The sequence below is a fragment of the Leifsonia sp. NPDC058194 genome, from assembly GCF_042883605.1.
GTDB lineage: Bacteria > Actinomycetota > Actinomycetes > Actinomycetales > Microbacteriaceae > Leifsonia.
The window spans coordinates 481,727-494,350 of the sequence record NZ_JBHVVL010000004.1; the positions used below are offsets into that span (position 1 = coordinate 481,727).

13 protein-coding genes and 1 tRNA gene are annotated in these 12,624 nt (G+C 70.7%); 10 read left to right on the forward strand and 4 right to left on the reverse strand.

The genetic code is table 11. The features are described 5' to 3' along the window. Positions 1-54: 54 nt before the first annotated feature. Entirely contained in the window at positions 55-1,500 is a 1,446-nt protein-coding gene (locus ACFVU2_RS17165; RefSeq protein WP_387876758.1) for an MDR family MFS transporter, read from the reverse strand. Between the two features lie 75 nt (positions 1,501-1,575). Here ACFVU2_RS17165 and ACFVU2_RS17170 point away from each other — a divergent pair, with 75 nt between their 5' ends. Genes ACFVU2_RS17170 through ACFVU2_RS17195 form a run of 6 tightly spaced genes read left to right on the forward strand, consistent with a single transcriptional unit; the run spans position 1,576 to position 8,039 of the window. Beyond that, positions 1,576-2,172 carry an ArsR/SmtB family transcription factor gene (locus ACFVU2_RS17170; RefSeq protein WP_387876761.1) on the forward strand — a complete coding sequence of 199 codons (597 nt, stop codon included), beginning with the start codon at positions 1,576-1,578 and terminating at the stop codon, positions 2,170-2,172. Continuing rightward, positions 2,169-3,446, forward strand: a complete 1,278-nt coding sequence (locus tag ACFVU2_RS17175; RefSeq protein ID WP_387876762.1) for an MFS transporter — start codon at positions 2,169-2,171, stop codon at positions 3,444-3,446. The genes ACFVU2_RS17170 and ACFVU2_RS17175 overlap by 4 nt, the downstream gene beginning before the upstream one ends. Positions 3,447-3,455: 9 nt before the next feature. Beyond that, positions 3,456-7,217 (forward strand): AAA family ATPase, encoded by a 3,762-nt coding sequence (locus tag ACFVU2_RS17180; RefSeq protein ID WP_387876765.1) that lies wholly within the window; start codon positions 3,456-3,458, stop codon positions 7,215-7,217. 29 nt (positions 7,218-7,246) lie between these two features. Next, positions 7,247-7,474 (forward strand): ribbon-helix-helix protein, CopG family, encoded by a 228-nt coding sequence (locus ACFVU2_RS17185; protein WP_387876766.1) that lies wholly within the window; start codon positions 7,247-7,249, stop codon positions 7,472-7,474. Continuing rightward, positions 7,471-7,833 carry a type II toxin-antitoxin system PemK/MazF family toxin gene (locus tag ACFVU2_RS17190; protein WP_387876768.1) on the forward strand — a complete coding sequence of 121 codons (363 nt, stop codon included), beginning with the start codon at positions 7,471-7,473 and terminating at the stop codon, positions 7,831-7,833. Before ACFVU2_RS17185 ends, ACFVU2_RS17190 begins: the two co-directional genes overlap by 4 nt. 20 nt (positions 7,834-7,853) lie before the next feature. Further along, complete coding sequence (locus tag ACFVU2_RS17195; protein WP_387876771.1) at positions 7,854-8,039, forward strand: hypothetical protein; 186 nt, start codon at positions 7,854-7,856, stop codon at positions 8,037-8,039. Between the two features lie 32 nt (positions 8,040-8,071). On the opposite strand, the gene mscL is transcribed toward ACFVU2_RS17195, so the two are convergent. From mscL to ACFVU2_RS17210, 3 genes are read right to left on the reverse strand one after another with little or no spacing between them, the layout of a single operon-like run. Further along, a complete protein-coding gene (gene mscL, locus ACFVU2_RS17200) occupies positions 8,072-8,509 on the reverse strand; it encodes a large conductance mechanosensitive channel protein MscL (protein ID WP_387876774.1) in 438 nt (145 codons plus the stop codon). A 43-nt stretch (positions 8,510-8,552) separates the two neighbouring features. Next, positions 8,553-8,909: an FmdB family zinc ribbon protein gene (locus tag ACFVU2_RS17205; protein WP_387876777.1), complete on the reverse strand. Its 357-nt coding sequence runs from the start codon at positions 8,907-8,909 to the stop codon at positions 8,553-8,555. Between the two features lie 39 nt (positions 8,910-8,948). Further along, positions 8,949-9,533, reverse strand: coding sequence for a 5-formyltetrahydrofolate cyclo-ligase (locus ACFVU2_RS17210; RefSeq protein WP_387876780.1), 585 nt, complete (start codon positions 9,531-9,533; stop codon positions 8,949-8,951). 59 nt (positions 9,534-9,592) lie between these two features. On the opposite strand from ACFVU2_RS17210, the gene galU reads away from it, so the two are divergent. The 4 genes from galU (at position 9,593) to ACFVU2_RS17230 (ending at position 12,556) form a co-directional block, all read left to right on the forward strand. Continuing rightward, a complete protein-coding gene (gene galU, locus ACFVU2_RS17215; protein WP_387876782.1) occupies positions 9,593-10,546 on the forward strand; it encodes a UTP--glucose-1-phosphate uridylyltransferase GalU in 954 nt (317 codons plus the stop codon). 59 nt (positions 10,547-10,605) lie between these two features. Further along, positions 10,606-11,274 carry a GNAT family N-acetyltransferase gene (locus ACFVU2_RS17220; protein WP_387876784.1) on the forward strand — a complete coding sequence of 223 codons (669 nt, stop codon included), beginning with the start codon at positions 10,606-10,608 and terminating at the stop codon, positions 11,272-11,274. A 65-nt stretch (positions 11,275-11,339) separates the two neighbouring features. After that, positions 11,340-12,425: a hypothetical protein gene (locus ACFVU2_RS17225; protein WP_387876786.1), complete on the forward strand. Its 1,086-nt coding sequence runs from the start codon at positions 11,340-11,342 to the stop codon at positions 12,423-12,425. Between the two features lie 58 nt (positions 12,426-12,483). Further along, positions 12,484-12,556 (forward strand) — tRNA-Ala (locus ACFVU2_RS17230). Positions 12,557-12,624: the final 68 nt, after the last annotated feature.

Below are 12,624 nucleotides of genomic sequence, written 5' to 3' on the forward strand. Positions count from 1 at the left end.
CGCCTCGCGTCGAGAAGGCGAACTGTTCGCCGCCTCGCGCGGCGGGCGGGCGCGCTAGTCGGCGGCGGGGGCCGCGCGGCGCAGCTCCACGTCTTCGACGCGGGAGCGTGGCATCGCGAGGCCGGCGATGATCGTCAGAGCCGCGGCGATCGCGACCGCGACGAAGACGGCGGTGGAGGCCGCCTGCACGGTTCCGGGATCCTGCGCGCCGCCGGCGGAGGAGGCGATGATCCCGTTCGCGATCGCTCCGAAGAGGGCGACGCCGACCGAGCTGCCGATCGAGCGCGAGAACATGTTGGTGCCGGTCACGACGCCGCGCTCGTTCCAGGCGACGCTCGACTGCGCGGCGATGAGGGTCGGCGTCGCGACCAGGCCCATCCCGAGCCCGACGACGAAGCAGCTGATCGCCACGAAGGCGACGCTGGGGTGCACCGAGGTCGCGGCCAACGCGATCGCGCCCACGATCGCGATCGACGTGCCCAGGAGGGCGGTGCTGCGGAAGCCGATGCGCAGGTAGAAGCGTCCCGAGAGGCTCGCCGCGATCGGCCAGCCGAGGGTGAGGGCGGCGACCGCGAGACCGGCGATCAGCGGGGAGGCGCCCGTCGTCGACTCGAGATAGGTCGGCACGTACGAGGTGAGGCCGATGAGGATCGCACCGATGCCGAGCGAGATGAAGGTCGTGGTCACGAGCAGCCGGCGCGAGAAGACCCAGAGCGGGAGGATCGGCTCGGCGGCCCGGCGCTCCACCAGCAGGAAGGCGCCGAGCAGCAGTGCGCCCAGCACGAAGGAGCCGATGCTCCACGTCGAGTCCCAGGCCCAGGCCTGGCCGCCCTCGAGCACGGCGAGGATGAGGAGGCTCATCCCGAGCGTGAGCAGCGTCGCCCCCGCGTAGTCGATGCGGTGCGGGCGCCGCTCCACCTTCTCGTGGAAGTTGCGCGCGAGCATCCAGGCGGCGAGGAGGCAGAGGGGGATGTTGACGAAGAAGATCCAGCGCCACGACGTGAACTGCGAGAACACGCCGCCGAGTGTCGGCCCGACCACCGAGGAGATCGCCCAGACGCTCGCGAGGTAGCCCTGCACCTTCGCGCGCTCGACGACGGTGTAGATGTCTCCGGCGATCGTGATCGCCATCGGCTGGATGGCGCCGGCGCCGAGGCCCTGGACGACGCGGAATGCGATGAGGGCGGGCATGGACCAGGCGAGCCCGCAGAGGATCGAGCCGAGGAGGAAGAGCCCGATGCCGATCAGCACGAGCGGTTTGCGCCCGACCGTGTCGGCGAGTTTCGCGTAGACGGCGACGGAGACGGCCTGAGCGAGGAGGTAGACGGAGAACAGCCACGGGAACTGCGAGAAGCCGCCCAGATCCGACACGATCGACGGCACCGCGGTCGCGAGGATCGTGGAGTCGATCGCGACGAGGCCGGTGGTCAGCATGAGCGCGATGAGCACGGGGCCGCGCTCGGACCGGAAGCCGACGTTCGTTCGAGTGGGTTGGTTCACACGTGTGAACAACGCATCGCAGAGGGGAGCATTCCCGACTTGACGTGAAAGAGAAGGGGGCGCACAATCTGAAACATGTCTTTCAGACCAGCCGAACGGCGCACCATCACTGACCCGAAGGCCCTGCGCGCCCTCGCGCACCCGCTGCGCCTCGCGCTGCTTGACCACCTGATGTCGTTCGGTCCGCGCACGGCGAGCGAGTGCGCCGAGGTCGTCGGTTCGACGGCATCCAACTGCAGCTACCACCTGCGCACCCTGGCCCGGTTCGGGCTGGTGGAGGCGGTGGAGGCGGCCGACGGGCGCGAGCGGCCCTGGCAGTCCACGGCGACAGGCCTCTCGTTCGGCCGCACGGAGGACCCGGGCTTCCGGCTCGGCGCCGACACCGCCGAGCGTCTGCTCGCCGATCGGCAGATCGACGACGAGGCCGCACTCGCGCATCGTGCGCTCGCCCAGCGCGACGACCAGCCGGAGGAGTGGCGCGACGCCAGCATGCTCACCGGCTACGCCCTCCGGGTGAGCCCCGCCGAGCTGAAGGAGCTGGGAGCGGCGCTCGACGCGCTCATCCGCCCCTACATCGGACTGACGCGGGCCGACGCGCCGGACGACGCGGACGTTGTCGCCCTACACCTGAACGCCTTCCGGCACCCCGACGCGATGGGGGACCCCTCATGACCTCCCGCTCCCCGCTCTTCCGCCGCGACTACGCGCTGGTCTGGACCGCCGGTCTCGTCTCCGACACCGGCGACTGGCTGCTGATGATCGCGCTGCCGCTCTTCGCGTTCGCCGCCACCGGCTCGGCGCTCGGCGCCTCCACCGTCTTCCTGGTCGAGCTGGTGCCGATGCTGCTGCTGGGAACGTTCATCGGGGTGTTCGTGGACCGGTGGGACCGCCGCCGCACCATCATCGTCACGTCCCTGCTTCAGGCGGTCGCCCTGCTGCCGCTGCTCGCCGCCACGGCCGACAAGATGTGGATCGTGTACACGGTCGCCGGGGTCGAGGCCGTGCTCGGCGCCGTCATCAATCCCGCACGCCAGGCGCTGGTCCCGAGCCTGGTGGAGCCGGATCAGCTCGCCCGCGGCAATGCGCTCATCGCCGTGAGCGACAGCATCGCCCGGCTCGTCGGCTCGCCTCTGGGCGGCCTCGCCTTCGCCGCGGGCGGGCTTCCCGGGGTCGTGATCGCCGATGCCGCGACCTTCCTCGTCACGGCCGGGCTCGTGACCTTCATGAGACGGCAGCCCGACCCCGCGTCGCTCGACGGGGACGCGCCCGCCGTCGACGTCGAACGCCGGCTCCTGCGCGAATGGACGGAGGGTCTCGTCCTGATCGCGCGCTCCGGCACCCTGCGGACCATCGCCGCCATCACGGCGCTCGGGAGCGTCTCGCAAGGTCTGTTCCTCGTCCTCTTCATCGTCTACGTGACACAGGATCTGGGAGCCGGGGATGCCGGCGTCGGCCTCCTGCGCGGCGTGCAAGCCATCGGCGGGGTGCTCGGCGGCCTCCTGTCGGGCATGCTGGTGCGCCGGCTGAGCCCGCGCCTGCTGGTCGGCGGCGGCTACCTCGTGTTCGGCCTCCTGTCGCTGATCACCTGGAACCTCGCCCCGGTCACCACCGCCCTCGGCGTCTACGCCGGGCTGTTCATCGCGATGGGGATCCCGGCCGTCGCCACCGCGACCGGGGAGATCACCCTCGTCCAGACCGGCACGCCGCCGAACGCGCTCGGCCGCGTCATCGCCGCGATGACCACCGTCGCCGGCGCGGCCCAGGGCGTCGGCCTCCTCGCGGGCGGCCTCCTCGCCGAGCGGTTCGACGTCGTCGCCATCCTCGACGGGCAGGCGGCGCTGTATCTGCTCTGCGGGGTGATCGCCGTGCTGGCGCTGCGCCCTCCGACTCCCGTATTGCCGCGAAACCCGCCCGGGTTGCCGGGAGTTTCGGAGATTCGCACGTAGGGTGTCCGTGTGTGGCGACTGGATAGGAAGAACGAGGACGACCTGGTCGGGTCCGACCTCGCGGACGACGACGCCCTGCACCCGGTCGCGAATTCGACCGCACCGCATCAGCTGAGCCTGGGGGATCCGTCGCTGGTCGCGGGCAACATCGCCGACCCGGTCCGGCAGCGCTGGCAGGACGAGATCGCGTCCATCGGCGGCGTCTCGCCGCTCCTGCACTTCGAGGACAGCCCCCGTGCGCGTATCGAGCTGAGCACGACCCACCCCGGCGGGCTTCCGCAGTTCATCACGGGCAAGAGCACGCTGCTGTCGAGCCTCATCCGCGACGAGCTGGCCCTGCGCACGGCGCGGGCGGCCGCGAACGCGATCACCACCAAGGGCATCGAGCTGCGCACGGTGCGCGGCATCGAGTCCGTGCACCTGGCCATCGGTCTGGCGCGGTGGCGGCACGGCGGCGACGAGCTGACCGCGCCCATCCTGCTGCGCCCTCTCGCGATCCGCCGGTACGGCCGCGACTTCGAGCTGAAGCTGAAGGGGCAGCCCTTCCTGAACCCGGAGCTGTCGCGCGCGCTCGCCGAGCAGTTCCAGATCACTCTCGACGCCGACGCGTTCGTCGCGCTCGCCCTCAACAACGGCGTCTTCAAGCCGCAGCCGGTCATCGACCGCCTGCGCGGCCTGACCTCGCACCTGCCGTGGTTCAACGTGCAGCCGCGGCTCGTGGTGTCGTCCTTCGCCGACGTCGCCCCGGCGCTGCGTGCGGAGGCCGAGGACCTCGACACGCCCCTCCTGAACGCGCTGGCGGGCAACCCGTCGGCGCGCACGACCATCGAGAGCGCGTTCAACCCGGTGGAGCAGATCCGCCAGGACGAGCGCCCGCCGGCGACCGACTCCCTGCTGCTCGACGCAGACGAAGAGCAGGAGACCGTGGTCGCCCAGATCGCGGCGGGCAACTCCCTGGTCGTCAAGACCCTCCCCGGCACCGGCGGCACCCAGACGGTCGTCAACGCGATCGGCGCCCTCGTCGCCCAGCACAAGCGCGTGCTCGTGGTGAGCCCGCGGCGCTCCAGCCTCGACGACATCGCCCAGCGGCTCACCCGCGTCGGCCTGCCCGGGCTCGCCGTGACCCCGCGCACCCTGCGCCGCGACCTCATCCAGTCCATCGGCCGCAACGAGAAGGCCACTCAGCCGCGGGTGACCGACGTGGACGAGGCGCTCGTGCGCCTGCGCAAGGTCCTGCTGGACTACCGCTCGGCGCTCGCCCGCCGCGACCCGGTGCTGAAGGTCTCGGTGCTCGACGCCCTGCGCGAGCTCTCGCGGCTCGCCCTGCTGCCGTCGCCGCCGTCGACCACGGCCCGCCTCGGCCGCTCCTCCATCGAAGCGCTCGCCAGCGCGCGCGACGACGCCTCCGACGCCCTCATCCGCGCCGCCCGACTCGGAGAGTTCCGCTACGGGCCGAACGACTCGCCCTGGTACGGGGCGTCGTTCAGCACCACCGAGGAGGGCAAGGCCGCCCACGACCTCGCGAAGAAGCTCAACCGCGCCGAGCTGCCGCGTCTCATCGACCGCGCCCGCGCGCTGATCGGTCAGACCAGGATGCGGCCGTTCGAGTCGATCGCCGAACTCGGCGTCTACCTGCGGCTGCTGCTCGACATCCGCGAGACGCTCGACCGGTTCACCCCCGCGGTGTTCGACCGCTCGCTCGCCGAGCTGATCGCCGCCACGGCCTCCCGCCGCGAATCCGCGACCATGACGAGCGCGAACCGGCGCCGCCTGCGCAAGCTCGCGCTCGAGTACGTGCGGCCCGGCGTCCACGTCACCGACCTCAACGAGAGCCTGCGCCGCATCCAGCAGCAGCGCATCCTCTGGAACCGCTTCGCCGTCGCCGGTGTGGTGCCGGAGGTCCCGGTCGGGATCGCCGATGTGCAGGTGGCGTACCAGCGCGTCGCGGAAGATCTCGCCCGTCTCGACATCCCGCTGCGCCGCACCGGCACGGCGCAGTCGCTCGCGGCGCTGCCGATCGAGGTGCTCACCCGGCAGATCGCCGGGCTCGCAGCCGAATCCGAGGTGCTCGCCAACCTGCAGGAGCGCACCGCCCTGCTCGGTCAGCTGCGCGACCTCGACCTCGACCCGCTCATCCAAGACCTCTCGGTGCGCCACGTGCCCGAGTCGCAGGTCAGCGCCGAGCTCGAACTCGCCTGGTGGCAGTCGGTGCTGGAGTCGCTTCTCGCGGCCGACCGCGCCCTCCTGAGTGCGAACACCGGTGTGCTCGACCGTCTCGAGGCCGACTTCCGTCTCGTGGACGAGGCGCACGCCTCCGCGACGGGCAAGCAGCTCGCCTGGCTGCTCGCCGAGACCTGGAAGATCGGCATCGTCGACTGGCCCGACGAGGCCACGGCGCTGAAGCGGCTGCTCAAGGCCGGGTATCCGACGGCCGCGTCGCTCGACGCCGCCGCTCCCCACCTGTCGCGCCCGCTCGCACCCGTCTGGCTCGTGTCGCCGTACGAGGTGCCCGAGCTCGGCACCGACCTCCCGTTCGACGCGGTCGTCCTCGTCGACGCCGGGGCCTCCACCCTCGCCGAGAACATCCCGGTGCTGCGACGGGCCAAGCAGCTCGTCGCGTTCGGCGACCCGGTCACGCAGACCCCGTCGCGCTTCGACATCGGCGTGCACGAGTACGGCACGTCGTTCGAGGGCGTCCTCGAGGACGTGGATGCGATGCACGCCGACTCCGCCCTCGCCCGCCTCGCCGAGCTGCTCCCGGTCTACACGCTCAAGCGCAGCTACCGGGCCGGCGGCGAAGACCTCGCCGAGCTCGTCAACCGCCGCTTCTACGGCGGGATGATCGACTCCCTGCCGTGGGCGGGCACCTACCTCGGGCACGGCAGCCTCGCGCTGCACTACGTGACCGGCGGCCAGGGGATGCCCGACAACGACACGGGCGCGGTCGAGAGCACCGACGCCGAGGTCGCCAAGGTCGTCGAGCTGGTCCTCCAGCACGCGATCGAACGGCCCCGCGAGTCCCTCATGGTGATCTCGGCGAGCGACCGGCACGCCGTGCGCGTGAACCAGGCGGTCCTCGCCGCGTTCGCCAAGCGAACCGATCTCGCCGACTTCATCCTCGGTGACCGCGCCGAGCCGTTCTCGGTCGTGACGCTCGACCAGTCGGTCGGGCAGAGCCGCGACCGCGTGATCTTCTCGATCGGCTACGGCCGCACCCCGCACGGCCGCCTGCTCTCGAACTTCGGCGCGCTCGCCGAGCCGGGCGGTGACCGCCTGCTCGCCATCGGCATGACCCGCGCGCGGCGTGGCATGGACATCGTCTCGTGCTTCAAGCCAGACGACATCGACGAGACCCGCATGCGTCACGGCATCGCCGCGCTCGCGCAGGTGCTCGGGGAGGCCGACGAGATCCAGGCGGCGGCCCCGGAGCACCTGAGCCCCGACGCCGACCCGATGATCGTCGACCTCGCCAAGCGGCTCGCCCGGCGCGGACTCGACGTCCACCTCGGTTACCGCGGCAAGCTGACGCTCATCGCCTCGAACGAGGGCCGCGCCGTCGTGGTCGAGACCGACGAGGACGTCCACACGGGCAGCCTGCGCGAGTCGCTGCGCCTGCGTCCCGACGTGCTCCGCCGCCTCGGCTGGCACTACCTCCGCGTGCACAGCTTCGAGCTGTTCGCCGACCCGGACGCCGTCGCCGTGCGCATCGCGCGCCTCATCGGCGCGGGGGAGCCCGGCACCGAGACGGCGCCGATCACCATCCCCGCCTGACCCCGATGCCACCGTGGTAGCATCGCGGTATGACCAAGCTGAGCGTGAGTCTCTCCGAGGATGATGTCGCGTACCTCGACCGTGTCGCGCGTGCAGAGCGAGACGGGAATCGCTCCGCCGTCATCCATGACATGGTGCGCCTCTTCCGTGAGATTCGGTCCGAAGACGACTACGTGAAGGTGTTCGAGGAGTGGGAGGGCTCTGAAGATCAGAAGCTCTGGGACTCGACCGCAGGCGATGGATTGGACGACGAGTGAGACGCGGGACGGTCCTCCTGGCACAGTTCGACCCTGCCCTCTTCGGCGAGGCATCGAAGACTCGACCGTGCATCGTCGTCAGCAACCATGGGGCGTTGCGCGCGGTGGCGAGGGTCAATCGCGGCAGCCTCGTGGCGGTGCCGCTCACGACCAAGGTCGGTTTCGTTCATCCTGAAGCACAGGTGTTGGTGGACGAGGACGACGACATGGCTTCGATGGGACTCTCCGCCCCATCGAAGGTGCAAATCGAGCAGATCCGCGCGATATCTCTCGAACGGGTTCATCGCGAGCTCGGGCAGACCCCGCCCTGGATCATGCATCAGGTCGACGACGCCCTCCGCTTCCATCTCTCCCTGTGAGCGGCGGCTACGCTGGAGGGATGACCGAGAGCACCCCCGAGCGTCCGTCTGTGCGCCGTCACCGGCGCGTGCAGCGCGCGGGAGCGCCCGGTGCGGATCCGACGCCGCAGGTGCGCGCGGAGGGGGAGCGGGAGGACACCGATCACTCGCCGTCCTTCGGCTCGAACGACGAGCAGCTGCGCCGGGACGTCCCGCCGCACTACTGACGCGCGGGTCGGCGCCGGGTCCGACTCGCCGCTCAGACCTGCGGGTCGGAGTGCTTGCCGGTCGCCTGCGGCGGCGACTGCTGCGCCTGCAGGATGTCGCGGATCTCGGTGAGCAGGTCCAGGTCGGTGACCGGCGCGTCGGGCTCGACGACGCCCTTCTTGCGGAGACGCTCCGACCGCTCCTTGACCAGGTTCAACGGGTACACGAAGACGAAGTAGACCACGGCAGCGACGATCACAAAGCTGATGATCGCCCCGACGACGGCGCCGAACTTGATCGTGGCGTCTCCGATCTTCACGTCGAGCGCATTGTCCAGGCTGTCCGCCCGGAAGAGCGCGCTCACGATCGGATTGAAGATGTTGCTTACGATCGAGTTGACGACGGCCGTGAACGCGGCGCCGATGACCACGGCGACCGCCAGATCGATCACGTTCCCGCGGAGGATGAACTCTTTGAAGCCTTTGATCATGATCGGTCCTTTCGCCAGGGGTGGTGCAAGGGTCGTGGGGGTCCTACGACGAGCTGCCGGAGGACGAGCCGCCGGAGGAGGATGAGCCGCCCGACGACGAGCCGCCGGACGATGAGGTTCCCGACGACGAGCTTCCCGATGACGAAGAACCCGACGACGAGGAACTCGAGGTCGACGAGCCTCCGGACGACGACGAGCCGCTCGGAGCCCCCGCACTCTTCGTACCACGGGAGTCGGTCCGGTAGAACCCGGAGCCGTTGAAGGTCACCCCGACGGCGCCGAACACCTTGCGCAGGTGTCCGCCGCAGTTCGGGCAGACCGAGAGCGCGTCGTCGGTGAACGCCTGCTGGATGTCGAAGGAATGGCCGCAGTCGCGGCAGGCATAAGAGTAGGTGGGCATCAGGTTCCGTCTATCGCAGCGCGTGGGTCGGTGGGTGCATCAGGTGAACTGGACGATACGGGTCGGGGTGACGACTCCGTCGATCGCCTGGTCGTGCCGCTCGCGCGGGACCTCGTCCACGAGTTCGCCGTCGAAGAGGACGGCGTACACAGGAGGACATTTTTCCATGCTGCCGAGCGTCTTGTCGAAATAGCCGCGCCCCCAGCCCATGCGCATGCCCGACGCGTCGACCGCGGCGGCCGGCACGATGATGAGGTCCACGTCGTTGATCGCGATGGGGCCGAGCAGTTCGCCGACCGCTTCGGGCATCCCGAAGAGCCCCTCGGTCTCGGTCTCGCCGTCGCCCGTCGTCCAGTCGAGCAGGCCGTCCTCCCGCGAGATCGGCAGCAGCACGCGCAGACCCTGTGCGTGCGCCCAGTTCAGGAACGGGCGGGTGTCGGGCTCGATCGTGGTGGAGAGGAAGCAGGCGAGCGACCGCACGTCCAGATCGGTCGTCAGATCGACGAGGTTGCGCGTGATCCCGGCGGTCGCGGCGGTGCGCTCGGTGGTCGTGAGGTTCTGTCGTCGCTCCCGCAATTCGGCGCGCAGAGCGCGTTTGCGGTGGGCGGCAGTATCCGGGTCCATAGCGCAATCCTAGAAGATGGGGCCCTGACGCCGGAGGAAATGCGGATACTGTAGGCGGCATGACCAACCACGTCACCAAAGCTGTCATCCCCGCGGCAGGTCTCGGCACCCGGTTCCTGCCCGCTACGAAGGCGATGCCGAAGGAGATGCTGCCGGTGGTCGACAAGCCGGCCATCCAGTACGTGGTCGAGGAGGCGGTCGACGCCGGCCTCCACGACGTGCTGATGATCACCGGGCGCAACAAGAACGCGCTCGAGAACCACTTCGACCGCAACGCCGAGCTCGAGGACATGCTCCGGGCCAAGGGCGACACGGACCGCCTGGAGAAGGTCAACTACTCCACCTCCCTCGCCGACATGCACTACGTGCGCCAGGGCGACCCCAAGGGACTCGGCCACGCCGTGCTGCGCGCCAAGATGCACGTGGGCCGCGAGCCGTTCGCCGTGCTCCTCGGCGACGACATCATCGACGCACGGGACCCGCTCCTGAAGCGGATGCTCGAGGTGCAGCACCAGCTCAACACCACGGTCGTCGCCTTGATGGAGGTGGACCCCGACAGCATCCACCTCTACGGCGCCGCAGCCGTGGAGGAGACGGACGAGGACGACGTCGTGCGCATCACGGGCCTCGTCGAGAAGCCCGAGAAGAAGGACGCGCCGTCCAACTACGCGATCATCGGCCGCTACATCCTGCGCCCCGAGGTCTTCGACGTGCTGGAGCGCACCGAGCCCGGCCGCGGCAACGAGATCCAGCTCACCGACGCGCTGCAGTCGATGGCCCACGCCCCGGACTGGACCGGCGGCGTCTACGGCGTCGTCTTCCGCGGCCGCCGCTACGACACCGGCGACCGGCTCGACTACATCAAGGCGATCGTGCAGCTCGCCGCCGACCGCGAGGATCTCGGCCCCGACCTGCGTCCGTGGCTGCGCGACTTCGCGAAGGGGCTGGACGACGCCCCCGACGAGGCCGTCGAGGAGATGCCCGTCGAGCCGGCCGGCGAGCCGGTCGCGTAAGCCGCCGCACGACCGCACCGCTGCCGAACGCAACTGCACAGTAGCCCGCACGAAGGAGAATGCCCGTGGCGATCGTCGTCCCCACCCTCGGTGAGGGGCCGGTGGGGTTGCGCCCCATCCGGCTGCGCGACGCCCGCGCCCTCGAACGCTCCCTGCTCGACAACCGGGGCTGGCTGCGGCAGTGGGAAGCGACGAGCCCGTACGCGCCGGGGTCGTTCGACACGCGTGCCAGCATCCGCTCGCTCCTGTCGAACGCGCGCGCCGGGCACGGCCTGCCGTTCATCGTCGAGTACGAGGGCAAGCTCGCCGGGCAGCTGAACGTCTCGTCGATCGCTTACGGCTCGCTGTCGAGCGCGACGATCGGCTATTGGATCGCGCAGGAGTTCGCCGGCCGTGACATCACGCCGACGGCCGTCGCCCTCGCCACCGACTACTGCTTCTACCAGCTCGGGCTGCACCGGATGGAGATCTGCATCCGCCCCGAGAACAAGCCCAGCCTGCGCGTGGTCGAGAAGCTCGGTTTCCGCTACGAAGGGCTGCGCCGCCGCTACATCCACATCAACGGCGACTGGCGCGACCACTTCTGCTTCGGGCTCGTCTCGGAGGAGTTGACCCAGGGCGTGCTGCGACGCTGGCGCGACGGGGCCGTCCCCCCGGACGCCGCGACGGTGACGGCGGAGGACATCGCGGCGGCCGCGCTGCCGCTGCCCGTCGCCCGGATTCGCTGAGACGCGGCGGAGACACACCCCCCGCCTGCCCCAGCCCGGCGGGCGACGCCCCCTAGCGTAGAGACATGAATGGGGATGTGATGGGCGGAGGGGTGGTCGTCGCCATCGCGGCCGTCCTGTGGCTGGCCTATCTGATCCCGGTCTGGCTGCGGCGTCGCGAGTACATGGCGACCGAGCGCAACGCGGTCAGGCTGCAGCAGACGCTGCGGATCCTCGCCGAGACCAGCGAGCTGCCCGACGAGGTGCGTGTGGAGGCCACGGCCCGCACGGTCGCGGAGCAGCAGCGGGTGCTGCGCCGTGCCGAGCATCGACAGCTCGTCGAGGTGCGCGCGGAGGCCGCGGCCCACGCGCGCCGTGAGCAGGCCATCGCCGAAGAACGCCGGCTCGCCGCCGAGGAGGCCGAGCGCGCTGCCACGTCCGCGATCGCCGTCGAGCGCGCGTCCCGGGCCGCTGCGGCCCAGCGGGCACGCGCCATCGCCACAGCCCAGAGCAGCAGACCCGCGCTCTCGCCCTCCCGTCGCCGTCGCCTGCGCCGGGCGCGCGCCCTCAGCACTCTCGTCCTCGTCGCCGGCGTCATCGGCGTGATCGCAGGCACCGGGGTGATGCTCTCGACCGGCGCCTGGATCGTCCCCGCGCTCTCCGCGGCCGTGTCGGTCGCCGCGCTCGGCATGCTCGGGCGGCTCGCCCAGCCCCAGGAGGCTCCGGCCGTGCCGAAGCGTGCCGTCACCATCCCCGCCGCACCCGCTCTCTACGACGACGCCCAGCACGACCTGCCCGTGCAGGAGCGCCTGCGCCAGAGCTGGACGCCCCGACCGCTCCCGCGCCCCCTCCACCTGTCGCCGGGCACCGTCGCCGCCGCGGCGATGGCGTCCGTGGATGCGGCCACCGAGCTGCGACGCGCCGCCGCCCGTGCCGACTTCGAGCGCAAGGCGGCGGAGGTCGCGCCGGCGACTCCGGTCGCCCCTCCCGTCCCCCTGCGGCCGGTCGCGGTCGCGGCGCCTGCAGCCGCACCGGCAGCACGCATCGCCGCCGTGGTGCCCGGCCCGGAGCCCATCCCGAGCCGCTACGCCAGCATGGGCATCGTCGGCGATTCGGCCGACGGCGCCATCGATCTGGACGCGGTGCTCCGCCGCCGCCGGGCCGCGAGCTGAGCGGTGCTCGATTTCAGCTCGGCACCGGTGGGGTGCTAGGCTTTCAGAGCAGTTCCCCGGGGCTATGGCGCAGTTGGTAGCGCGCTTCGTTCGCATCGAAGAGGTCAGGAGTTCGAATCTCCTTAGCTCCACCGGACAGTGTTGGAATACGACACGATGACAGAAGGGCCGCTCGGAAGAGCGGCCCTTCTGCGTTCCA